Genomic DNA, 23,755 nt, shown 5'->3' on the forward strand with positions numbered 1-23,755 from the left:
TGGAAAACCGCCTCGCTGGTCGTCTGCAACCCCGAAGGGCGTGTCGTCTCAAGCGAGGAGGCGCATTCTACAGACCTGCCGGAGGGAGTCAACAGGCTTTTTGAAAAAGTTTTCAAAAAGGTTAAAACAACAAAAAACGGCCGGATCCTAAGAGGAGTCCGACCGTTTTAGTAAGCAGCCTTAGTAGCTATCAACTATCAGCTTCGGGTTCCGTCTCAGCCTGGGGGCGGCGACCGGTAAAACGGGCCATTAACAGACCAAGTTCGAACAGCAACCACATGGGACCTGCCAGAAGACTCTGGGAAATCACATCTGGAGGAGTCAGCAGCATGCCTACAACAAAGCAGCCAACAATGACGTAGGCGCGCTTTGACGCCAGGGTTTTCACGTCGGTAATACCGGACCAGACCATCAACAGCGTGGCCACGGGGATCTCAAAAACGATACCGAAGGCAAAAAACAACTTAAGCACAAAGTTCAGATAGCTGCTGATATCGGTCATCATCGCCACGTTTTCCGGACCGGTGCTGGTAAAGAAACCAAAGATCAGCGGGAAGACCACAAAGTAGGCAAAGGCTATCCCGGAGTAAAACAGCAGAATACTGGAAAGCAGCAGCGGTACCGCCAAACGCTTTTCGTGCTGGTACAACCCAGGGGAGATAAATGCCCAGGCCTGATGCAGCAGAAAAGGTATCGCGATAAAGATCGCCGCAACCAGCGTCAACTTGAACGGCGCGAAGAACGGTGAGGTCACATCCGTTGCGATCATGCTGGTGCCTTCAGGCAACAGGGCGGTCAACGGCGCGGACAGGTACTCGTAAAGATCGTTGGCAAAGTAAAACAGCGCCAGAAAAATCACGAGGACAAGAAAAACACTGTGCAGCAGCCGCTGACGGAGCTCAACCAGGTGCGAGATCAGCGGTTGTTCGGGATCGTGGTGGGTATCAGTCATCGGTGGCGGACTTCTTCACGCTATTCGCTTGCCCGGCTTCATCGCCGGTTTTGTCTGCTTGCGGAGCTGCCTGCTGAGTCGCGTTCGATGATGTAGTGGTATCCGATTCGTTATAGGCGAACGGCTTGCGCATCTCCGCCAGCTCCTCATCGAGCTTCTCTTTTTCCATGGCTGTGGTGCGTCGCAGCTCCTCAACCCTCAACTCTTCGTTGATTTCACGCTGGATATTGTTGACCGAGCGACGGATGCGCCCCAGCCACAGGCCACAGGTTTTGGCAGCCAGCGGCAGTTTTTCTGGACCAAGCACCAGCAGAGCCACTACGCCGATTACGAGCAGCTCAGCAAAGCCGATATCAAACATGCGTCGGCCTTATTTGTCCTCAGACTTCTGCTCAGTTTTAGCTGCGGTCTGATTGTTGTCGGTGAAGTTTGCGTCGTCCTTGTTCAGCGATTTTTTAGCTTCGTCCTCTTTGGCGGACTCATCGTCATTCATCGCTTTCTTGAAGCCTTTCACCGCGCTGCCAACGTCACCGCCGAGGTTACGCAGTTTCTTGGTGCCGAACAGGAGAATGATAATTCCCAGTACGATTACCAGCTGCCAGATACTGATTCCACCAAAACCCATAACTACTTCTCCACTACCGAGAGCTACTCGGACCTTGATAATTAAACCGTTACTTGTCTGCCCTGGAGGCTTTCTCTTCCAGTCCGGAGAGGTCGAACCGGCGCGCCAGCTCGTTTAAAACCGCTTCGGGTTTTTCACCGAGGTGAGAGAGAGCAACCAATGAATGAAACCACAGGTCAGCCGTTTCATAAACCAGTTCGCTGTTATCACCGGACAGTTTTGCATCTTTAGCGGCCAGGATCGTTTCAGTCGCCTCTTCGCCGACCTTCTCAAGAATCTTGTTCAGACCCTTGGCATGCAGACTGGCCACGTAGGAGGAATCCGGTGCGGCCGATTTACGCTGTTCAAGCACTTCGCCAAGCTGCTTCAAAACATCACTCATGATTACTACCCTGCTTGTCGTAGATGGCGCGGGGATCTTTGCGGACCTCATCGGTTACCTGCCACTGCCCCTGCTCATCAAGCTTGCGGAAAAAGCAGCTTTCGCGGCCTGTATGACAGGCGATACCACCAAGCTGTTCGACCTTGAGCAGAATCACATCGCCGTCACAGTCCAGGCGCAGCTCATGAAGCTTCTGCACATGCCCCGACTCTTCCCCCTTGCGCCAGAGTTTAGCGCGGGAACGTGACCAGTAGATGGCGCGCTGCTCCTGATAGGTCAGCGACAAGGCTTCACGATTCATCCAGGCTACCATCAGTATACGCCCGGTATTCACATCCTGAGCGATCGCTGGCACCAGACCTTTATCGTCCCACTTGATCTCTTCCAGCCAGTCATTATTCATCTGCTTTTCCGTGTATCTGTATTCAGTCTAAGCGACGAAGAATAACCGATGATTCTGGCCCCGACCACTGTTGGTAAATCAGCGGCGCGGTCACGCGCGCCAGAGCAGCACCAAGCCCAGCACACCACTAAGCCAGCCGTACCAGGGCATTTCTTCAATCAGAATACGCCCTTCCGGCAGCGCGCTGATCACCCCAAACGCCAGCAGCACCGCACCTGCCAGCAGACCTCGACGTGCGCCTCTGCGACGGCTGGAATCCCGTTCGCTCTGCTTTTGTAGCATCAACTGCTGATTCTCATCCAGCCGGCGCATCTGCTGCAGACCGTCATACACCAGCTGCGGCATATGGGGCAGTTTGTCGAGCCAGTCCGGCGCCTGCTGCTTCATTTTTCGATATACCGCCTTCACGCCCATGCGCTCGCGCATCCACTTTTCCAGGAACGGCTTAGCGGTTTTCCAAAGATCCAGGTCTGGATAGAGCTGACGCCCCAGACCCTCGATATTGAGCAGAGTTTTCTGCAACAGCACCAGTTGCGGCTGCACCTCCATATTGAAACGTCGAGCGGTCTGGAACAGACCCAGCAGCACCATGCCGAAAGATATATCCTTCAGCGGCTTCTCGAAGATCGGCTCGCAGACACTTCGGATCGCGGTTTCGAAGGCATTCACATTGGTGTTCGCCGGCACCCAGCCGGAATCGATATGCAGCTGCGCCACCTGGCGATAGTCGCGCTTGAAGAAGGCCAGGATATTGCGTGCCAGATAGCTCTGATCCTCTGGTGAAAGCGCACCGATAATGCCGAAGTCGACGGCGATGTAACGGGGGTTATCGGGATCTTCACAAGCGACGAAAATATTGCCCGGATGCATATCGGCATGGAAAAAACTGTCGCGAAAAACCTGGGTGAAGAAGATCTCCACTCCACGCTCCGCGAGCAGCTTCATATCTACGTCACGTTGTTTCAGCTGCTCCACATCGGCTACCGGCGTACCGTAGATCCGCTCCATTACCAGCACCTGCTGACGGGTCAGATCCCAGAATATCTCCGGTACGTAGAGCATCTCGGAGCCTTCAAAGTTACGCCGCAGCTGGGAGCCGTTGGCGGCTTCCTTGCGCAGATCCAGCTCATCGAAGATGGTCTGCTCATACTCGTTTACCACCTCGACCGGGCGCAGCCGGCGCCCTTCTGCCCAGAGCTTCTGTACCAGATGCGCCAGCATATAGAGCAGACCCACGTCCTGGCGGATCACCGAAGAGATACCCGGGCGAATCACCTTGACCACCACTTCCTGGCCATTATGCAGACGCGCGCCATGCACCTGGGCCACCGAAGCGGAAGCGATGGGATCAACGCGGAACTCGGCGAACAGTTCACTAACCGGCTTACCCAGCGAGCGCTCGATAATGTCGCGCGCCTGGTCGCTGGCAAAGGGCGGCACCCGGTCTTGCAGACGGGCCAGCTCTACGGCCAGATCATCCGGCAGCAGATCTCGCCGCGTCGACAGCATCTGTCCAAACTTGATAAACACAGGCCCCAGGGCTTCCAGCGCCAGACGCAGACGCTCACCGCGCGGCGCCCGTGCGCGGATAAACCAGCGCGAAGGCAGGAATAGCAGGAAGAAGCGCAGGTAGCGCGGAATCGGCGCTTCCTGAATAAACGTATCTAGGCGGTAAAGCGCGATAACGCGCGCGATCCTGATCAGGCGAAAAACGGTTCGCACGAAGATAACTCCGGTAAAAGCGAAAAACGAAGGGGATTATCCAATAACCGGTTGTACCAGGCTATGCGGTCGATTCCACGACCTGGTTACGGCCCCTTTCCTTGGCTTGATAGAGGGCGGCATCGGCCCGGGAAAACAGCGACTCGGACAGATCCCCGACGTGAACCTCCGCCACGCCCAAAGAGATTGTCACCCGAACAGGTTCGCCACGGAAGTTAAACGGACTTGCCGCGACTGCTTCACAGAGTTTCTCCGACGCCGCCCGCGCATCCTCGAGGCCGGTGGAGGGAAACAGCACGACAAACTCTTCACCACCGTAGCGGGCGATAAAATCGCTGCTGCGGATATTTTTCTGCAGCACTCTGGCTACCAGGCGCAGCACCTTATCGCCAGCGAGATGGCCAAACTGGTCATTGATCGTCTTGAAGCGGTCGAGGTCGATAACCGCTACCGAAAACGCGGTGCTATAACGATCCCAGCGCTGCAGCTCGGCCGCAATGCGGTCGTCATAGGCGGCGCGATTGGGCATCCCGGTAAGCGGATCTGTGCGCGCACGCAGCTGCTCCTCTTCCATACGGGACTTCACCCGGCCGGTCTCGATCTCCATCTGGTCGACCTTATCCAGCAATGACTGATAACGCAGTTCCATGCGCTGCTCTCGCGCTTTCTCCTGCTCACGGAACTCATCCATGGTTTTCACAATGGAACTGAGCTGAAGCGCTACTTCACGCTTGAGTTCGGCCAATTCCGTGGAGGTGTGCACGCTCTGCTGCAGCCTGCTGACATCCTCACGCATTCTGACGTCCATCTGCTGCTGGGCAGCAAAGGCGGTGCCCTCCTCGGCGCGGCTCTGGGTCAGAAACTCCTGCACATAGGCCAGCTGCTCGTTGAGGTTCAGCAGGTAGTGTTCAAACTCGCGATGCTCAATACCACTGGAAAGCCGGGCCAGCTGAACCAGCTGCGCCAGCACTTCCGGTATATCCACAGCCTTGAGGCCAGACTCCACCCGCTGGATCAGCTTGCGCGCCAGCGACAGCCCTGCGGATTCCACATTTAGCGCCTCTATCAGCAGCAGCATCTCTGCCGCGACACGGCTCTCCAGCAGCTCAAGGTCAAGATCCGCGGCATCCTGTCGCCCGTTCAGGGCATAGGCCGCTTCATTAGTCTCTGGCAGCAAACCTCTCTGCAGATCGACTATTTCGAGCAACAGGGCGGAAAGCTTGTGGAGGTGTGCTGTGGCCTCAGGAATACGGCGTTCGGTACATTTGAGCACATTGGAGAAGGGTTCGCTGTCACTGAGCTCGCGCAGCTGCCCGAGCCAGCCCTCCAGCCCCACACGCAGTTGCTGGGAAACAGATAGGCGCTGGCTTTCAAGCAGTTTGACCTGTTTCTCGATATTGCGAAAAACCCTGTTGAAGCCGCTGCCGGGATCGGCATCGCTCAGTTGCTCGGAAAGCTGCTGCAACTCAAGATCCAGTGCTGGGGACTGACCTTTGAGCCCGAACATCAGCTGCCCGGCCAACCCTTTGCCACGAAGGTCAGACGCCTCCTTTGCCCGGACCAGCTGTTCGTAGTCCCGGGCCAGCGCCTGATATTTTTCCTGCCAATCGACCTGCTCTGATGTCACCGAGCTGCTCCATCTAAAGACGAACTCTGCCGCCAGCCTCTTACTGTGCAAGCAATATACCACGGCCATACGGCAGAAAATAAAAAACCGCTCACTATGGAGCGGTTTTCTGCTTCAGGTCAGCGGCTGGAAAACGCTTAGTTAGCGCGTTCCTTGTTGACCAGGTAATCCACTACTTTAAGCATCTGTTCGTGACCACCGGCGCTGCCGGCTGTGACCAGATACTTACCGTCAACGATCATCGAAGGAACACCCTCGATCTGATAGCCGCGGGCCTTGGAGTCGCCCTGTTTCAGCTTCATGTTAACGGCAAAAGAGTCGTACTGTTTGCGGAACTCGTCCGGTTCGACACCGTAATCGGCGTAGAAGTCGGCCAGATCATCTACGGAACGCATACGCTTGCGCTGCAGATGGATCGCATCAAACATCGCTTTGTGGGTTTCGTCTACTTTACCGAGCAGCTCGGCAGCGTAGTAAGCACGTGCCAGCGGCTCCCAGCTGCGACCAAACACCACCGGGATGGTGACCAGTTTTACATCATCAGGCTGTTCCGCCGTCCAGTGCTCCAGCAGCGGCTCGAAGTTGTTACAGTGCGGGCAGAGGTAACCGAACATCTCGACCACTTCTACCACGCCATCATCCGTGCTGGTTGGAACAGGCTGCGCCAGCCGTTTGTACTGAACACCTTCCTGGTATGCCGGGTCAGCAGCCCAGGCGGTAATCGAGAAACAAGCCGCCACGATAGCAAGCACCCATTTCTTCATAAGTCATGATCTCCGGTTTAAAAAGCTTGAAAGCAAAGACTGGCATCGACGACATTAGTTCCCCAGCCCCACCTTCCCACAGAAAGATTCCATAGAAAGAACTAAGGCAGCCGAAGCTGCCCTAGTGTAAATGCCTATCGCTGGCTAATGCTAATCAGTGCAAGCCCTGAACGTACTGGGAAACGGCTTTCATTTCTGCTTCGTTCAGCTTGACCGCGATATCCTGCATCATGCCGGCCGGATCGTTAGCACGTTCGCCAGCGGCGAACTTGTTCAGCGTGCTTTCCACGTAAGTGGCATGCTGACCGCTCAGAGACGGGAAGCCAGCCGCGTTGTTGCCCTTGCCGTTCGGGGAGTGGCACGCGGTGCACGCCGCTACGCCCTTATCGGCGATACCAGCACGGTAGATTTCCTGACCGGCCGCTACCTGATCAGCCGCTGCCTGGCCAATCTGAACATTCTGGCTGGAGAAGTAGGCAGCGATATCCGCCAGATCCTGCTCGCTCATGCCGTTAAGCATGCCAGTCATTTCGACCACGGTACGCGCACCGCCCTGAATATCCTTCAGCTGTTTGAGCAGATAATTTTCGTTCTGCCCCGCCAGTTTCGGGAAGTTGGGAGCAGGACTGTTACCGTCTGCGCCGTGACATGCAGCACAGACTGCAACTTTCTGCTGGCCCGCCGCCGCATCGCCTGCCGCATGAGCAACACCGGTGATACCGAGGCTTACCAGTAAACTGATCAGAATTTTGTTCATGGATTAACCCAGACCCCTGTAAGACAAATTGTGTTCGTTCACGCCGTGAATTTCGGCGAAACATCCATAATCGTGTTATCCCTGACTGGAGCACAACCCAGATCGCGGGTAAAATTGGCGGCATTATAAACCAATAACCCTACAAACTGGAACGTATATGTTCGTAGGGGGCCAGACAGCGAATCCACATGTCCTCCACCGAACCGGTCATCCGTTACAACTCCGCACGCTACCTCACCAGCGCATCCAAACTCAATCAGTGCCCTGAAGATGAGGGTGCCGAAGTCGCCTTTGCCGGCCGCTCCAACGCCGGCAAATCCAGCGCCATCAACGCGCTGACTCAGCAGGGCCAGTTAGCCCGTGTTTCGAAGACACCGGGCCGCACCCAGCTGATCAATTTCTTCGATCTGAATATCGAAGGGATGCGCCTGGTCGACCTTCCCGGCTACGGCTACGCGAAAGTGCCGATCGCCCTGAAACAGCACTGGCAGAAGCATCTCGACGCTTATCTGCAACATCGCCAATGCCTGCGTGGCGTGGTGCTGGTGATGGATATCCGCCATCCAATGAAAGAGTTCGATGAGATGATGGTGAACTGGTGCGAAGTCACCGGCGTCCCCCTGCATGTGCTGCTGACCAAGTCAGACAAACTGAAAAAGGGACCCGCTCAGAGCACCCTGCTGTCACTGCGCAAATCACTCAAGGAAGCGCTGGGCGACAAGGTCTCTGTACAGACATTTTCATCGCTGAAAAAGAGTGGTGTAGACCAGTTGAGAGAGCGTCTCGACAGCTGGTTTCTGCCTGCTGAGGACGAGTAAAAACAGCATTTCGGCTGATTCAGATCAATCAGCAAACCGCTGAAACAGCCGCTTTAGCTCAAGAAGCAAAGCGCAGATAAAAGAAAACCCCGGAACCGTGAAGGGGAGGAACGGTGCCGGGGTCAGTCGATTTGTCATGACAGGGAAGCCACTTTTCTAACTCGCTACGTCCTGAACTCTCGCGGCTTCCAGTTACTGAGAGCGTGCTGCGACACTAAAGTTCCGTAACTGATCAAAAAATTCGCAACCCTGTTCAAAAAACAGGCATCAGTGTGCCTGTTCCCAGTTATCGCCCGCTTCAGCCTCCACCAGCAGCGGCACATCCAGGCTCGCCGCCTGCTCCATCAGCGGGTGAACCTTGGCCATAAACGCCTCGACCTCTGACTCTCGCACCTCGAACACCAGTTCATCGTGTACCTGCATGATCATGCGGGCATCGAAGCCGCTGTCGGTGAGCCAGTCATCCACTTTGACCATCGCCTTCTTGATGATATCCGCTGCGGTTCCCTGCATGGGGGCGTTGATCGCGGTGCGCTCCGCCGCCTGACGGCGCATCGGGTTACGGGCGTTGATCTCCGGCAGGTAGAGGCGACGACCAAAGATCGTTTCGACATAGCCCTGCTCACGGGCGCGCTCGCGAGTATCATCCATGTAGCGCTGCACGCCCGGGTAGGTTTCGAAGTAGTGATCGATATAGGTCTGGGCGTCTTTACGACCGACACCGATCTGCTTCGCCAGACCAAAGGCGGACATGCCGTAGATCAAGCCGAAGTTGATCGCCTTGGCGCTGCGACGCTGATCGGTGGTTACTTCATCGACCTTCACCTTGAATACCTCGGCCGCCGTGGCCCTGTGGATATCTTCGCCCTGGGCAAAGGCATCCAGCAGCCCCTTGTCGCCGGACAGGTGAGCCATGATACGCAGCTCGATCTGTGAGTAGTCCGCGGCGACAATCTTGTAGCCTTCAGGGGCGATAAACGCCTGACGAATGCGACGCCCTTCGGTGGTACGCACCGGGATGTTCTGCAGGTTCGGGTCGGAGGACGAGAGTCGTCCGGTCGCCGTGTTGGCCTGATGATAGGAGGTGTGAATACGGCCGCTGGCCTTGTTGATCATCAGCGGCAGCTTGTCGGTGTAGGTCGACTTGAGCTTGCTAAGGCCACGGTGCTCGATAATCACCTTGGGCAGCGGATAGTCCAGCGCCAGCTCCTGCAGCACCTCTTCCGCAGTGGAGGGAGCACCTTTGGGGGTTTTCTTCTTCACCGGCAGGCCCTGCTTCTCGAACAGGATCTCCTGCAGCTGCTTGGTGGAGCTGAGATTAAACGGGCCGCCCGCCAGCTCATGGGCTTCCAGCTCCAGTTCGGCCAGACGCTTTTCGATCTCCTTACTCTGTTTCGCCAGCAGCGTCGCATCCACCAGGGCGCCGTTGCGCTCGATACGCGACAGCACCGGCACCAACGGCAGCTCGATATCGTGCAGCACCTTGATCAGGTCACCTTCGGCCTCCAGTTTCGGCGTCAGGGTTTCATGCAGGCGCAGGGTGATATCGGCATCTTCCGCCGCGTAGGGTGAGGCCTGTTCCAGTTCGATCTGGTTGAAGGTGAGCTGCTTCTTGCCCTTGCCGGCGATGGTTTCGAAGCTAACCGTCTCATGATTAAGGTAACGCTGCGCCAGGGAATCCATATCGTGACGGCTGGCGGTGGAGTTCAGCACGTAGGACTCCAGCATGGTATCGGAGCCAAGCCCACGGATCTCGATGCCGTACTTGGCCAGTACATTCATATCGTACTTGATGTGCTGGCCGATCTTTTTCAGCTCTTCGCTTTCCAGTAACGGTTTCAGCTGCGCCAGCACGGCGTTGCGATCCAGCTGATCCGGCGCGCCGACATAATCATGGGCCAGCGGCACATAGGCGGCCTTGCCCGCTTCCACGGCGAAGGAGACGCCGACCAGCTCCGCTTCCATATAGTTGAGGCTGGTGGTTTCGGTGTCGAAAGCGAAGCTGCCCGCTGCACGCAGTTTGTCGAGCCAGCGATCCAGCTCCGCCTGCTCCAGCACCGTTTCATACTCTGTCTCGATAGCAGCGACCGGTTCCTCGGCTGCGGTCAGCCCTTCATCTCCGGCCTCTTCCAGCTCACGCACCCAGCTCTTGAACTCGAAACGCTGGAACAGATCAATCAACTTGCCACTGTCCGGCGCCGGCAGAGTGATATCGCCCAGGCCCACATGCAGCTCCACATCGGTCTTGATGGTGGCCAGCATGTAGGAGAGCTCCGCCATCTCGCGGTTCTCTTCCAGCTTTTTCGGCATCGACTTGGCACCACGGAAGCCGAGATCCGGAATCTTATCCAGATTCTCATACAGATCCTTGATACTGCCGATCCCCTGCAGCAGCGCCAGCGCGGTTTTTTCACCCACGCCCGGTACGCCCGGGATGTTATCCACCTTGTCACCCATCAGGGCGAGATAGTCGATAATCAGCTCCGGCGGAATGCCAAACTTCTCCTTCACCCCATCCACATCCATCAGGGTGTCGGTCATGGTGTTGATCAGCGTGACCTTGGCATCAACCAGTTGCGCCATATCCTTATCGCCGGTGGAGATCACCACGTCGCAGCAGGAGGCTTCCGCCTGGCGCGCCAGCGTGCCGATCACATCGTCGGCCTCGACCCCCTCTTCAACGAACATAGGGATACCCATGGCGCGGATAATGTCGTGAATCGGCTCGATCTGGTCGCGCAGGTCATCCGGCATCGGGGGGCGTTGCGCTTTATACTCGGGGTACACTTCGTCGCGGAAGGTTTTGCCCTTGGCGTCGAACACCACCGCCACCGGGCTGTCTGGATACTGCTTGAGCAAACTGCGCAGCATAGAGGTCACAACACGCACAGCGCCGGTCGGAAAGCCCTCCGCCGTTCTCAGGTCCGCCTGCTGGGAAGCAAAAAACGCCCGGTATAAATAGGAGGAGCCGTCAACTAGAATAACGGGTGGTTTCTGTGCGCTCATCGGTGTATCCATCGCCAGGTGGGTGTATATCGGGACTTGTTCGGCCCGTCGCAAAGGCCCACAATCATAGACAAATCAGGCCGCTTCGACCAATGCGAAACGGCCACAGCTAAACAGGAAGATAGCGATGAAAAAAGCGATTCTACTGGCAGGTCTGCTGGCATTGGCGCCTGTGGCCCATGCGGAGGTCGTCACCGATACGGAAACCAGCGAGCCTGAGATCAGCATCTCCCATGATGGAGAAGCCACCTATTACGAATACACCATCAATGGGCAGGTTCGTGAAATCAAGGTTGTCCCCAAGGTGGGCAAGCCGTACTACCTGGTACCCGCTGACGGGTCCGATGAATTTATCCGTGCTGACAAGTCGCAGCTCCTGATCCCTAAATGGGTTATTTTTCGCTGGTAATTATCCACCGTGGCAGTCTATACCCCCGTAACCGAGGCCCAGCTTGATAAGCTGCTGGCCGACTATGATCTGGGCCGCTGCATCGACCTGAAAGGGATCGATGGCGGTATCGAAAACACCAACTACTTTGTCACGCTGGAGGCAGACGGAGAGCAGACCCAGTACGTACTGACGCTGTTCGAAGAGTTCAGCTACGACGAGATGCCGTTCTTCGTCGAGCTGGGCAAATGGCTGGCGGAACGCGGCGTGCCCGTGCCCTACGCCATCGAAGACCGCAACGGTATCGGCCTGAAGCAGCTCAACGGTCGCCCGGCGTTTCTGCAGCCGCGTTTCCATGGCGGCCACGTAGACCAGCAGGATCTGACGCCGGCCCACTGCGCCAGCATCGGCACCGCCCTGGCCAAGCTGCACCTGGCCGGCAAGGACTTTTTCCTCACCCGCCAGGCCCACCGTGGCGTGTTCTGGTGGCGCCGTGAAAGCGCCAGCATCCTGCCGCGCCTGAGCCAAGAGGATGCTGCGCTGCTGAGCGAAGAGGTACGCCTGTTCGACGAACTGCGTGAACAGCACGCCGACGAGATGCCCATGGGCATCATCCACGGCGATCTGTTCCATGATAACGCGCTGTTTGTCGGCGAAAATGTGGATGCCATTCTGGATATCTACAACGCCGCCACCGCCTACCTGTTGTTCGACCTGGCCATCGTCGCCAACGACTGGTGCGTCAACCCGGATGGCAGCATCGATACCGCCCGCGAGCGGGCTCTGCTCGATGCTTACGCCGCGGTTCGACCGTTCGAAGCGATCGAAAAACAGGTCTGGCCGCAGCTGTGCCGCACCGCCGCCATGCGTTTCTGGCTTTCCCGCCTGATCCCCTGGCTCGGTATCAGCCAAGCATCGCGCCAGGGCGGCGAGATGAAGCTGAAGGATCCGGATGAACTGAAACGGATTCTGCTGAGCCGCATCAAGCAGCCTTCCAGCCTCTGAAACGGGCCCTTCGGGGCCCTTTTCCTGTATACTTTTCCAGTATTTCGCGACTTCGCTATACTGCGCCTTTTCCTTTTCTACTCTCTTACAAAGCTGCACAGACCCAATGGACGTTACCCACATCATCGACTCGCTCAACGATGCCCAGCGCCAGGCGGTCACCGCCGACGTCAAAAACCTGCTGGTGCTGGCCGGTGCCGGTTCCGGCAAGACCCGCGTTCTGGTGCACCGCATCGCCTGGCTGATCGAAGCCGAAGGCATCTCGCCCTACTCCATCATGTCCGTGACCTTTACCAACAAGGCCGCCCGCGAGATGCGTGGACGTATCGAACATCTGCTGGGCCTGAACACTCAGGGCATGTGGGTCGGCACCTTCCACGGTCTGGCGCACCGTCTGCTGCGGGCACACTGGCAGGATGCGGGCCTTAGGGACAACTTCCAGATCATGGACAGCGATGACCAGCTGCGCCTGATCAAGCGTCTGTGCAAAGAGATGAACCTGGACGAAACTCGCTGGCCGCCGAAGCAGCTGCAGTGGTACATCAACGCCCAGAAGGATGAAGGCCTGCGCAGCCACCATATCGAGCGCTCCGGCGATATGTTCCAGGACACCATGGTGCGCGTGTACGAAGCCTACGAGCAGGCCTGCGATCGCGGCGGCATGATCGACTTCGGCGAGCTGCTGCTGCGTGCACTGGAACTGCTGCGCGACCGGGCTCCTGCGCTGCTCAAGCACTACCGCGAGCGCTTCCGCTACGTACTGGTGGACGAGTTTCAGGACACCAACGCCATCCAGTACGCCTGGTTGCGCCTGCTCTGCCAGGGTGAAGACAAGCTGATGGCGGTGGGCGATGACGACCAGTCGATCTACGGCTGGCGTGGCGCCCGTATCGAGAACATCCAGAACCTGCCGGAGCACTTCCCCGGTACCGAAACGATCCGCCTGGAGCAGAACTACCGCTCCACCGGTACCATCCTGAACGCGGCCAACGCCGTGATCAGCAACAACTTCGGTCGCCTCGGTAAGCAACTATGGACCAGCCTCGGTGATGGTGAGGCACTGAGCCTCTACGCCGCGTTCAACGAGCAGGACGAAGCGCGCTTTATCGTCGACCAGATCAGCAAATGGGTCGAGGATGGCAACCGCCGCGACGAAAGCGCGATTCTCTACCGCTCCAACGCACAGTCGCGCGTGCTCGAGGAGATGCTGATCCGCGCCGGGATGCCCTACCGCATCTACGGTGGTCAGCGCTTCTACGATCGCCTGGAGATCAAGAACGCCCTGGCCTACATGCGCCTGCTGGCCAACCGCGATGACGATACCGCCATGGAGCGGGTGATCAACGTGCCTACCCGTGGCATCGGCACCCGCACCATCGAGCAGATCCGCGAGCACGCCCGCGCCGAAGGTGTCTCCATGTGGCGCGCCGCCAACGAGATCATCGAGTACGGCAAACTCGCCGCCCGCGCCGGCAACGCGCTGCAGACGTTTATCGACCTGATCAACAGCCTCGACTCCGACACCACGGAAACCGAACTGCACGAGCAGACCGAACATGTGGTGAAACACTCCGGCCTGATCGAGCATCACGAGAAGGAAAAGGGCGAGAAAGCCCAGTCCCGCATCGAGAACCTTGAGGAACTGGTCACCGCCGCACGTCAGTTTGCCGGTCAGTGGCAGGAAGACGAGACACCGGAAGGCTTCAACTCAGTGCTCGCGGCCTTCCTCGACCAGGCAGCACTGGATGCCGGTGAAGCCCAGGCCGATGTAAATACCGACAGCGTCCAGCTGATGACCCTGCACTCCGCCAAGGGCCTGGAGTTCCCGCTGGTGTTCCTGGCCGGCATGGAAGAGGGTCTGTTCCCACACAGCATGTCCGCCGAGGACCCGAACCGCCTCGAAGAGGAGCGCCGTCTCTGTTACGTGGGCATCACCCGCGCCATGCAGAAGCTCTATCTGACCTATGCCGAGTCCCGTCGTCTGCATGGCCAGGAAAACTACAACCGCCCCTCCCGGTTTATCCAGGAGATCCCAGCCGAGTACGTTGAAGAGGTCAGACTCAACGCCAGCGTGCGCCGACCTTACGGCAGCAGTGGTTACCAGGATGACGGCGGTTCACTGTTCGGCAGCTCATCAAGCCTGAGCAGCAGCGAGATCCCGGAAACCAGCCTGAGCCTCGGTCAGCGTGTGCGTCACCCGAAGTTCGGCGAAGGCTTTGTTACCAACTTCGAGGGCAGCGGCCCAAAAGCACGGGTGCAGATCAACTTCGATTACGAAGGCAGCAAGTGGCTGGTGGTGGGGTTTGCAAGGCTGGAGGCGCTCTAAGCCTGAGCAACCGGCTAAGTCTAGAAACAATAAAGGTCCGCAATTGCGGACCTTTATGCTTTTTATCTCTTTATCTGACGCCCACCAAAACAGCCTAGCGCACCCATTTCCCCTTCTGTGCAGCCGAGCATCGCAGACTGAAAGAGAAATAAGGGAAGGGCTGTCTGAGCCGCGAAGCGGCGACTTACTTTAAGGTGAGGTGTCGACCCGCTTTTTCAGGCTAGAAGCACAGGGGAGTCGGCGCAGCCGACCAAACAGCAGGGGCGGTTTGGGATTGTTAAGGGCCTTGTCCGTCACAAGGCCCTTAACTCGCCAGCAGGCGAAACCTGCGCTAGAGAATGAGTGCTGAGGTTCAATATTCAGGTCCGTTAGGACCATCAAACCGCCAGATACTGCCTGATCAGTTCATCACTCAACTTATCCATGCTGTCCGCCGCCATGATGCGGCCGCGGTCTAGGATGGCGAAGCTGTCGGCGTATTTACGTGCGAAGGGCAATTTTTGCTCTACGAGGATAACGGTGAGGCCATCCTCCTCCATCAGGCGGCGGATAACCTCGCCGATCTGGGCGACGATGTTGGGCTGAATTCCCTCGCCCGGTTCATCCAGAATCAACAGCCTGGGTTCGATCACCAGGGCGCGGCCGATCGCCAGCTGCTGCTGCTGACCGCCGGAGAGGTCACCGCCACGGCGGTTTTTCATCTCCTTGAGTACCGGGAAAAGTTCGTAAATACGTTCGGGGATGGTTTTCAGGCCATCCTTGCGTACGGCCAGGCCGGTGCGAAGGTTCTCCTCCACCGTCAGCATCGGGAAGATCTGCCGTCCCTGGGGCACGTAGCCGATGCCGTGGCGGGAGCGCTGTTCGATGCTGAGTTTGGTAAGCTCGGCGCCGTCTTCCAGCTTGATCGAGCCGCTTTTCACCGACTCTTCGCCCATGATGCACTTCATCAGCGTGGTTTTACCTACACCGTTACGGCCCATGACACAGAGACACTGCCCCTTGGGGATCTCCAGGTTCAGATCCCAGAGCGTGTGGCTTTCGCCGTAAAACTGATTGAGTTGTTCAATGTTCAGCATCAGTCATCCTCTCCCAGATACACCTTGATTACCTCCGGGTCTGCGGAGACCTGATCCATGCTGCCCTCGGCCAGTACACTGCCCTGGTGCAGCACGGTCACGTTGCGGGCGATAGAGCGGACAAAACCCATATCATGCTCAACTACCACCACCGACTGCTTGCCGGCCAGGCCCGTAAGCAGCTCGGCGGTGCGTTCCATCTCCTGTTCGGTCATGCCGGCCACCGGCTCATCCACCAGCAGCAGACGCGGCTTCTGCATCAGCAGCATGCCGATCTCGAGCCACTGTTTCTGGCCGTGGGAGAGAATACCTGCCTGGCGAGTTTCCAGCGCCTTGAGGCCGATGATCGCGAGTACTTCATCGATGCGGTCGTAGTGCTCGCCGGCGAGGCGCGAGCGCAGCGATGGCAGCACCCGCTTGTCCGCGGCCATTGAAAGCTCCAGGTTTTCGAACACCGTCAGTGCCTCGAACACCGTTGGCTTCTGGAACTTGCGGCCGATACCGAGGGTGGCAATCTCCGGCTCGTTCATGGTCAGCAGATTGTGGCGGCTGCCGAACCAGACCGAGCCCTCATCCGGCGTGGTTTTACCGGTGATGATATCCATCATCGTGGTTTTACCGGCGCCGTTGGGGCCGATGATGCAACGCAGCTCGCCATCATCAATGGTCAGGTTCAGGTTGTTGATCGCCTTGAAGCCGTCGAAGCTTACGCTCACGCCTTCCAGGTAGAGAATCGGGCCGTGGCGCACATCCACCGGGGATTGCGTCGGCGCGAGGAAATCGAAGACCCGGTCACGACGGGTCAGCTCCGTCATCAGATTCATGCCGCAGCCTCCTGTTCAGTACCGCTGTTGGCGGGGCTATCCGCCTTTTTCTTTTTACCCAGGTTGGCGAACAGACCGGCGATCCCTTTCGGCAGGAACACGGTCACCAGCACAAACAGTGCGCCGAGGGCGAACAGCCAGGCGTCTGGCATCACACCGGTAAACACGGTCTTGGCGTAGTTGACGATCAGCGCACCGATCACCGCGCCATACAGCGTTGCACGACCACCCAGGGCCACCCAGACCACCACTTCGATGGAGAACAGCGGCGAGAATTCGCTGGGGTTGATGATGCCGACCTGGGGCACATAAAGTGCACCAGCCACGCCCGCTAACATTGCAGATACCACGAATACGAACAGCTGTACCCGCTCTACGCGGTAACCGATAAAGCGTGTCCGCGCTTCGGCATCACGGCAGGCCACGCTGACACGACCCAGCTTGGAGCCCACGATGGCACGGCAGATGATGTAACCCAGCGCCAGCGCAATGCCAGAGGCGATAAACAGGCCGAGTCGAGCACCGTCGGTACGCAGATCGAAACCGAGGATATCCATGAAGTCGGTCAGACCATTGTTGCCGCCGAAGCCCATTTCGTTACGGAAGAAGGCCAGCATCAGCGCGAAGGTCAGCGCCTGGGTGATGATCGACAGGTAAACGCCGGTCACGCGGGAGCGGAACGCCAGGTAACCGAAGACGAAGGCGAGGATGCCCGGCGCCAGCAGCACCATGATGAAGGCGAACCAGGCCATATCGAAGCCGGACCAGTACCAGGGCAGCTCCTGCCAGTTCAGGAACACCATGAAGTCGGGCAGATCCGGGTTACCGTATACGCCGCGATCACCGATCTGGCGCATCAGGTACATCCCCATGGCATAACCGCCGAGGGCAAAGAAGGCGCCGTGACCCAGGCTGAGGATACCGAGATATCCCCAGACCAGATCCACCGCCACCGCCAGCAGCGCGTAGCAGAGGTACTTACCCATCAACGTGACGGTGTAGGTGCTCACGTGCAGAGCGCTGTCCTGCGGCATCGCCAGGTTAAGGAAGGTTACCAGCGCCACCGCACCCAGCAGCACGCCGAGGAAGGTCAGGGTGGAGCGTTCGGTGAACGGTCGGGTCAACCAGGACTGGCTGTAATTAACTGCATGCGCCATGGATCAACCCTCCGCCGCACGGCCCTTCTGCGGGAAGAGTCCGCGCGGGCGTTTCTGAATGAACAGGATGATGAACACCAGTACCAGGATCTTGGCGAGAACGGCTCCCGCCCAGGGTTCCAGCAGCTGGTTGATGGTGCCGAGGGTCAGGCCAGCCACCAGGGTGCCCCAGAGGTTACCCACACCGCCGAAGACGACGACCATGAAAGAGTCGATGATGTAGTTCTGGCCCAGGTTCGGACCCACGTTGGTGATCTGTGACAGCGCCACGCCGGCAAGACCGGCCACACCGGAGCCCAGGGCAAAGGTCAGGATGTCGACGCGGGTCGCCTTGATCCCCATGGAGCGCGCCATGGCGCGGTTCTGGGTTACAGCGCGCACCTCCAGGCCGAGGCGGGTCTTGCGCATGATCAGCATCAGGCCGAAGAACACCACCAGCGCGAAACCGATGATGTAGAGACGGTTCAGCGTCAGGCTCAGGCCTTCGTTGATCATAATGGAGCCGCTCATCCACTCCGGCGTAATCACGGTGCGGTTCAGCGGAGAGATAACGGTACGAACCAACTGCTGCAGAATCAGGCTGATACCGAAGGTCGCCAGCAGGGTTTCCAGCGGACGTCCCTTGAGGTGCTGGATTACAGTACGTTCGATCGCCACGCCAGCCAGCGCCGCCACCAGGAAGCCGGCGGGAATCGACAGAATCAGCGCCAGACCCGGCTGGCCCGGCAACAGCTGCTGCATGCCCCAGGTGGTGTAGGCGCCGAGCATGATCAGCTCACCATGGGCCATGTTGATAACACCCATGACACCGAAGGTGATGGCAAGGCCAATCGCCGCCAGCACCAGTACCGAGCCCAGCGAGATACCGAAGTAGAGCGTCTTCGCCGCATCGTTGATCTTCAGCTTCTGCTCGATGCTCTCCAGCGCCTTCTTGGCCGCAGCGGCCAGTTCGGCGTTATCGCTGTTGGCGGCGCTGTTCAATGCCGCGCGGGCATTGGAGTTCAGACTGCCGGAGAGGACTTCTACCGACGCCAGGTCACCCTGCTCGACAACACGGTAGATCGCCACGGCCTCCTGCAGTGCGGCCTTTACCTCGGTGTTCTCTTCCGCGCTCATGATTTCGCTGAGGCGCTCAACCTGGCTTTCGCCAACGCTGCCACGCAGGTCGCGGGCGGCGGCCAGTCGCTTCGCCGGATCCTCCACGGTCAGGTCGATGACAGACAGAATGCCATCGAGCTGACTGCGCAGAGCGTTGTTGATACGGATGCTGTCCAGGTCACGCCGGGAGACTTCGCCGAGCTCTTCGCCGCTCAGTGCATCGGCCACGGTCCAGTTGCGGCCGCGGTTGGTCAGCACGATGACGAACGCACCGGTCTCTTCGTTGCGTGCCAGCTTGCCATCAGAGAAGGCTTCCAGCCATTGCCGCGCACGTTCGTCGCCGCTGGCCGCGATTTCACTGATGATGTCACCCTTTTTAGCGTTGGGCGCATCGGCCAACTGCTGTAACAGGGATTGCGCCTGTGCATCGTCCGCCTGGGCGGAAAACGCAAACAGGGAGAGCAGACAGGCAGTCAGAAGCAGTCTGAGCGACCGGGTGATCCTCATGGTTGCATCCTATCTTTGAGTTAATTCGAAATGGATCTGTCCCAGGCGGGACGGAGGGCGCAGGCACCGGGCCGTTATCGACCGGCGCCTGCGAGTATCGCTACAGCAGACAGTTACTCAGCTGCACCTCAGTTGGAAGCGACTTTCTCGGCACCACCGCAGGTCTTTTCAACCACGTTGTAGTTACCGCAGAACAGCGGCTTGCGCCAATCGCTGATCAGGTCCTTGGAGCCCGGCAGGAAGTCAGACCAGGCATCGCCAGCCACGGTGGACGGGGTTTCCCAGACGACGGAGAACTGACCGTTGTCCTGGATCTCACCGATCAGCACCGGCTTGGTGATGTGGTGGTTCGGCATCATGGTGGCGTAACCGCCGGTCAGGTTCGGTACGGATACACCGATGATAGCGTCTTTGACTGCGTCAACATCGGTGGTACCGGCTTTCTTCACCGCTTCCAGCCACATGTTGAAGCCTATGTAGTGCGCTTCCATCGGGTCGTTGGTGACAGCGTTCTCGTCTTCTTTGTAGGCGGTCCACTTGTCGATGAAGTCGTAGTTGGCGTCGGCATCCACGCTCATGAAGTAGTTCCAGGCGGCCAGGTGACCGACCAGCGGCGCGGTATCGATACCGGAGAGTTCCTGTTCACCCACGGAGAAGGCGACAACCGGGATATCGGAAGCGGAGATGCCCTGGTTACCCAGTTCGCGGTAGAACGGTACGTTGGCGTCACCGTTGATGGTGGAAACCACCGCGGTTTTCTTGCCCTGGCTACCGAATTCCTTGATGTCAGCGACGATGGACTGCCAGTTGGAGTGACCGAACGGCGTGTAGTTGATCATGATGTCTTCTTCGGCAACACCGTGATCCTTGAGGTAGGTTTCCAGGATTTTGTTGGTGGTACGCGGGTAGACGTAGTCGGTACCGGCCAGCACCCAGCGCTCAACGCCGATATCGTTCATCAGGTAATCCACCGCCGGGATCGCCTGCTGGTTAGGCGCAGCACCGGTGTAGAACACGTTTTCAGAGGATTCTTCGCCTTCGTACTGAACCGGGTAGAACAGCAGACCGTTCAGCTCTTCAACCACCGGCAGCACGGACTTACGGGAAACCGAGGTCCAGTTACCGAAGATCACGTCAACCTCTTCCTTGGCCAGCAGCTCACGCGCTTTCTCGGCGAACAGCGGCCAGTTTGAAGCGGGGTCCACAACCACCGGCTCCAGTTCGCGACCCAGCAGACCGCCTTTCTCGTTCTGCTCTTCAATCAGCATCAGCATGGTGTCTTTCAGTGTGGATTCACTGATAGCCATGGTGCCAGACAGAGAGTGCAGGATACCTACCTTGATCGGATCCGCGGCCCAGGCCGCTACGGAAAAGCCAGCTGCACCAACGGTCAGAGCGACACTTGCGGCCAGTGATTTGATCTTCATTGCATGAACCCCCTTGGGTTTAGATGAAAAGTTCTCAGCACAGAGCCGATTATTCTTCCCACTCTTATTGCGCGGTATGCGCACAATGACGCAGTGGACTACGTCATTTGACGTAGTGGGTGTTCAGGTTCGCCTTTTAAGTCAGCCTTTCACGGCAAGAGACGGAAGGGAAAGTCAGGAAAATCTCTGCGCCCAATTTATTCGAACATGCGGAAGATGCAGACAACTTGCAGCTATCTGTTAAAAAAACTAGTCTCGTACCTCCAACCTACGTCATGGAACCGACCCATGTTGAAACCGCTTTCCATCATCTGCCTGACCCTGCTTCTAAGCGCCTGCGGCATGACCGCCCACCACAACATCGCGCTGAAGCGTAATGACCTGGCAAAGCAGCAGCTGGAGCAGAGCGGAAATCTCAACGAGCTAACGGTTAACGGCACACCGCTATGTGCCGCCGCCATGACGAATAATATGGAGATGGTGCGTTACCTTCTCGATAAGGGCGCCCAGGTGAATTACGGCAATGCTGAAGGCTACCTGTCCAAATCCCCCCTGCACGCGGCGGCTGGCGTCGGAGCGGTGGGAATTGCCGAGCTGCTACTCGCAAACGGGGCGGACCTTAGCAGTCGTAACCGGGAAAACCTGACCCCGCTGGAACTGGCCAGAGCGGAGGGTCATCCCGAAATGGTTGAACTGCTAGCGCAGTACGAATCCGCGTTCACCGCCTGGGAAGCAACGAAAAACAGCAACAGCGTTACGGCTTACCAGCAATTTTTGCGCGATCATCCTGGTTCGATGTATGCGGACCAGGCACAGGCGCAGCTACAAACCCTGCAGATGGAAGCGCAGAAGCAGGCTGCTCTGGATGCCATGGAGGCGCAGCTGCCTGTTAGTGTTCGTCGCGACAAATATATGCTGCAGCTCTCCAACTACCTGAAACAGCAGGATTATCAAAAAGCACTGGAGATCTTCCCTAAGCTTGAGGCACTGCCTACGGCGATCGATCCATCGTTCAACTACTTCTACGGCGAAGCACTGCTGAGAACCAACCAGCCGCAGCGAGCGCTGGAAAAACTCTATCGCTACGTTAACCAGCAGGGATCGGGCGCCACTCACTACACCCCCGCGCTGCAGCTGATCAACCAGGCTGAATCCAGGCTTTAACGGCAAGGAGGCCAGATGTTCAATAAAACCCTGCCAGCACTGCTTCTGCTGCTGGCAGCCCTGTTCAGCTTCCCCGCCCGGGCAGAACTAAGCACCGAGGCGTTCGAGAAACAGTTGGATCTCAGCATCCGCAGCGCCTGCCACGGCTACATGGTCGACGCCCTGCCCGATTTTCTCGCCGGCGCCAGAGACTGGCTCAATGAAAACTCGCCCTTCTGTCAGACGGTACGCACACTGCCGCAGAACCGCTCCGCCTATGCCGAACTCAAACGCCAGAACAGCAGTCTCGATTACCGTCAGGACCCCGAGTACCGCGTCAAATACCTGAGCGGTTATAACGCCGACCTGTATCGTCACAGCGACTGTAACGACTGGATGTGTGAGCAGGTGCGTAACCGCGCCTATTCCGCCGGCCACCCGATCAGCCTCAGTGACTACAAGCAGGTGGAACAGTATTGCGGCGGGCGCTACGGCTGCATCGAAAGCTGGTTCAAGAGCTGGCCTCGCGCCCTGCCTCAAGCCAAGCCACAGAACAACGGCATGTCGCTGGACCAGCTGATGGCTGGCGGCGGCACGTCCGGCACCGCAAACAACAGCCGACCGGCAACGGGCGGTCTCAGCCTTGATTCGATGCTGGGTACTCCTGTGACCTCTGCCCAACCAGCGGCACAGCCTGGCGCGGGCTCCCTCGATGCCAGCCTGGCGCTGGAACAACCTTCCAACCGTGCACAAGATGCCAGCGGCGGCTCTGTAAGCCTGGACAGCGTCTTCGAAGGGCGGGAACAGATGGCGATGGAGGAGCTAAACGTCGACCTGAACTACTTCAACGAGCAAATGGAGCAGGCCTGCCAGTGCTCCCTGGGCAACAGCGGCTGTTACCAGCTACCGGCCGAGTCCCTGCTTGCCAAGGCCAACGAAACCGAACAGCAGCGCTATGCCGCCTGTACCGAATGGCAGCAGGCGCGCCAGGAGCAGCCGGCCAACTCCGACCTTCTCAACAACCTGCTGACCCGGGTCGTACATCTGAACGAAAGGGTCGACGATCTGGACGAGGACATGGAAAAAAGGATCGCGGCCTGGCAGGAAGAGCGCCGCCAGATGATCGCGCAACAACAGCAGGAAGCGGAAGATCGTTCCAACTCGGCGTTTTTCGCCGGCGTTGCAACAGTGCTGCTGCAGACAGGGGCGGTCGCCAACGGCAGCCTCTCCGCAGAGCAGGCTGCGCAAAACGCCTTCAACGTCACCCAGAGTATCGAAAACGGTGAAGACTGGGCCTCCAGCATGGACAACGCTCTGACCTCATCGATACCGCAATACTCCTCACCTCAGATAGACAGCAACATCGGCTCCGGTATGCCGGCGGCGTCCGGCACTCAGGCTCAAGCGGCTCGGCCCCAAGCGGTCGCCCAGGCTCAATCACTCGCCAGCAGCCGCTACGCGGTTTGTACCACCGAACGCTCGGGTACCGCAGTTACGGCTGGCTGCATAGGGTTCAGGGAGGAAAATAACGGCAGCAGCGCCTGTTCCGGCCCAAACTGTGCCGACAGCCTGGCAGAACTCTGTCGCCAGGTCGGCGCCAGAACCGGCACTCCGCTGCAGTGGTGGGCATCGGGCCTGGGCACTTTCGCCAGCATGGGCCAGTGCATCGCCAAGTGTGAAAACGATTACGGCGTCGCGAACTGGGGGCAATACGGCAGGAAGTGTCTCGGTTCGGTCAGCCAGTAAGC

The 23,755-nt window shown here is 58.2% G+C and carries 21 protein-coding genes; 6 read left to right on the forward strand and 15 right to left on the reverse strand.

The window, feature by feature from the left end; all coding sequences use genetic code 11:
- Positions 1-190 precede the first annotated feature (190 nt).
- The 9 genes from tatC to C4S72_RS21530 all read right to left on the reverse strand — a co-directional run bounded on the left by tatC (position 191) and on the right by C4S72_RS21530 (position 7,232).
- Positions 191-952, reverse strand: coding sequence for a twin-arginine translocase subunit TatC (gene tatC, locus C4S72_RS21490; RefSeq protein WP_104005259.1), 762 nt, complete (start codon positions 950-952; stop codon positions 191-193).
- A complete protein-coding gene (gene tatB, locus C4S72_RS21495; RefSeq protein ID WP_104005260.1) occupies positions 945-1,313 on the reverse strand; it encodes a Sec-independent protein translocase protein TatB in 369 nt (122 codons plus the stop codon). Before tatB ends, tatC begins: the two co-directional genes overlap by 8 nt.
- Positions 1,314-1,322: 9 nt before the next feature.
- Entirely contained in the window at positions 1,323-1,577 is a 255-nt protein-coding gene (gene tatA / locus C4S72_RS21500) for a Sec-independent protein translocase subunit TatA (protein WP_104005261.1), read from the reverse strand.
- Positions 1,578-1,626: 49 nt separating this feature from the next.
- Complete coding sequence (locus C4S72_RS21505; protein ID WP_104005262.1) at positions 1,627-1,959, reverse strand: phosphoribosyl-ATP diphosphatase; 333 nt, start codon at positions 1,957-1,959, stop codon at positions 1,627-1,629.
- Positions 1,952-2,362, reverse strand: coding sequence for a phosphoribosyl-AMP cyclohydrolase (gene hisI, locus C4S72_RS21510; protein WP_104005263.1), 411 nt, complete (start codon positions 2,360-2,362; stop codon positions 1,952-1,954). The genes C4S72_RS21505 and hisI overlap by 8 nt, the downstream gene beginning before the upstream one ends.
- A 90-nt stretch (positions 2,363-2,452) precedes the next feature.
- The gene (gene ubiB / locus C4S72_RS21515) at positions 2,453-4,084 is read right to left on the reverse strand and encodes a ubiquinone biosynthesis regulatory protein kinase UbiB (RefSeq protein WP_104005264.1); all 1,632 of its coding nucleotides are present in this window, start codon (positions 4,082-4,084) and stop codon (positions 2,453-2,455) included.
- A 61-nt stretch (positions 4,085-4,145) separates the two neighbouring features.
- Positions 4,146-5,711, reverse strand: coding sequence for a GGDEF domain-containing protein (locus tag C4S72_RS21520; RefSeq protein ID WP_160115566.1), 1,566 nt, complete (start codon positions 5,709-5,711; stop codon positions 4,146-4,148).
- 137 nt (positions 5,712-5,848) lie between these two features.
- Complete coding sequence (locus C4S72_RS21525) at positions 5,849-6,475, reverse strand: thiol:disulfide interchange protein DsbA/DsbL (protein ID WP_104005266.1); 627 nt, start codon at positions 6,473-6,475, stop codon at positions 5,849-5,851.
- Positions 6,476-6,629: 154 nt separating this feature from the next.
- Positions 6,630-7,232 carry a c-type cytochrome gene (locus C4S72_RS21530; RefSeq protein ID WP_104005267.1) on the reverse strand — a complete coding sequence of 201 codons (603 nt, stop codon included), beginning with the start codon at positions 7,230-7,232 and terminating at the stop codon, positions 6,630-6,632.
- Between the two features lie 188 nt (positions 7,233-7,420).
- Between C4S72_RS21530 and yihA the strand changes: the two genes are divergently transcribed.
- Complete coding sequence (gene yihA / locus C4S72_RS21535) at positions 7,421-8,050, forward strand: ribosome biogenesis GTP-binding protein YihA/YsxC (RefSeq protein ID WP_104005268.1); 630 nt, start codon at positions 7,421-7,423, stop codon at positions 8,048-8,050.
- A 267-nt stretch (positions 8,051-8,317) separates the two neighbouring features.
- On the opposite strand, the gene polA is transcribed toward yihA, so the two are convergent.
- Positions 8,318-11,056, reverse strand: a complete 2,739-nt coding sequence (gene polA / locus C4S72_RS21540; RefSeq protein ID WP_104005269.1) for a DNA polymerase I — start codon at positions 11,054-11,056, stop codon at positions 8,318-8,320.
- A 127-nt stretch (positions 11,057-11,183) separates the two neighbouring features.
- Here polA and C4S72_RS21545 point away from each other — a divergent pair, with 127 nt between their 5' ends.
- From C4S72_RS21545 to uvrD, 3 genes are all read left to right on the forward strand, one after another.
- A complete protein-coding gene (locus C4S72_RS21545; RefSeq protein WP_104005270.1) occupies positions 11,184-11,465 on the forward strand; it encodes a DUF2782 domain-containing protein in 282 nt (93 codons plus the stop codon).
- A gap of 9 nt (positions 11,466-11,474) precedes the next feature.
- Positions 11,475-12,449 carry a homoserine kinase gene (locus C4S72_RS21550; RefSeq protein ID WP_104005271.1) on the forward strand — a complete coding sequence of 325 codons (975 nt, stop codon included), beginning with the start codon at positions 11,475-11,477 and terminating at the stop codon, positions 12,447-12,449.
- Positions 12,450-12,555: 106 nt separating this feature from the next.
- Positions 12,556-14,775 (forward strand): DNA helicase II, encoded by a 2,220-nt coding sequence (gene uvrD, locus C4S72_RS21555; protein WP_104005272.1) that lies wholly within the window; start codon positions 12,556-12,558, stop codon positions 14,773-14,775.
- Between the two features lie 377 nt (positions 14,776-15,152).
- Here the strand turns inward: uvrD and urtE are convergent, their stop codons facing one another.
- The 5 genes from urtE to urtA form a co-directional block, all read right to left on the reverse strand.
- Positions 15,153-15,851, reverse strand: a complete 699-nt coding sequence (gene urtE / locus C4S72_RS21560) for an urea ABC transporter ATP-binding subunit UrtE (protein WP_104005273.1) — start codon at positions 15,849-15,851, stop codon at positions 15,153-15,155.
- The gene (urtD, locus tag C4S72_RS21565) at positions 15,851-16,675 is read right to left on the reverse strand and encodes an urea ABC transporter ATP-binding protein UrtD (protein ID WP_104005274.1); all 825 of its coding nucleotides are present in this window, start codon (positions 16,673-16,675) and stop codon (positions 15,851-15,853) included. Before urtD ends, urtE begins: the two co-directional genes overlap by 1 nt.
- Positions 16,672-17,832, reverse strand: coding sequence for an urea ABC transporter permease subunit UrtC (gene urtC / locus C4S72_RS21570; protein WP_104005275.1), 1,161 nt, complete (start codon positions 17,830-17,832; stop codon positions 16,672-16,674). The genes urtD and urtC overlap by 4 nt, the downstream gene beginning before the upstream one ends.
- 3 nt (positions 17,833-17,835) lie before the next feature.
- A complete protein-coding gene (gene urtB / locus C4S72_RS21575) occupies positions 17,836-19,437 on the reverse strand; it encodes an urea ABC transporter permease subunit UrtB (protein ID WP_104005276.1) in 1,602 nt (533 codons plus the stop codon).
- Positions 19,438-19,565: 128 nt separating this feature from the next.
- Positions 19,566-20,864, reverse strand: coding sequence for an urea ABC transporter substrate-binding protein (gene urtA / locus C4S72_RS21580; RefSeq protein ID WP_104005277.1), 1,299 nt, complete (start codon positions 20,862-20,864; stop codon positions 19,566-19,568).
- A 288-nt stretch (positions 20,865-21,152) separates the two neighbouring features.
- Between urtA and C4S72_RS21585 the strand changes: the two genes are divergently transcribed.
- On the forward strand, positions 21,153-22,028 hold the full coding sequence (locus C4S72_RS21585; RefSeq protein ID WP_160115567.1) for an ankyrin repeat domain-containing protein: 876 nt from the start codon (positions 21,153-21,155) through the stop codon (positions 22,026-22,028).
- A 15-nt stretch (positions 22,029-22,043) separates the two neighbouring features.
- The gene (locus tag C4S72_RS21590; RefSeq protein ID WP_104005279.1) at positions 22,044-23,753 is read left to right on the forward strand and encodes a hypothetical protein; all 1,710 of its coding nucleotides are present in this window, start codon (positions 22,044-22,046) and stop codon (positions 23,751-23,753) included.
- Positions 23,754-23,755: the final 2 nt, after the last annotated feature.

The organism is Marinobacterium lutimaris (assembly GCF_900108065.1).
GTDB lineage: Bacteria > Pseudomonadota > Gammaproteobacteria > Pseudomonadales > Balneatricaceae > Marinobacterium_D > Marinobacterium_D lutimaris.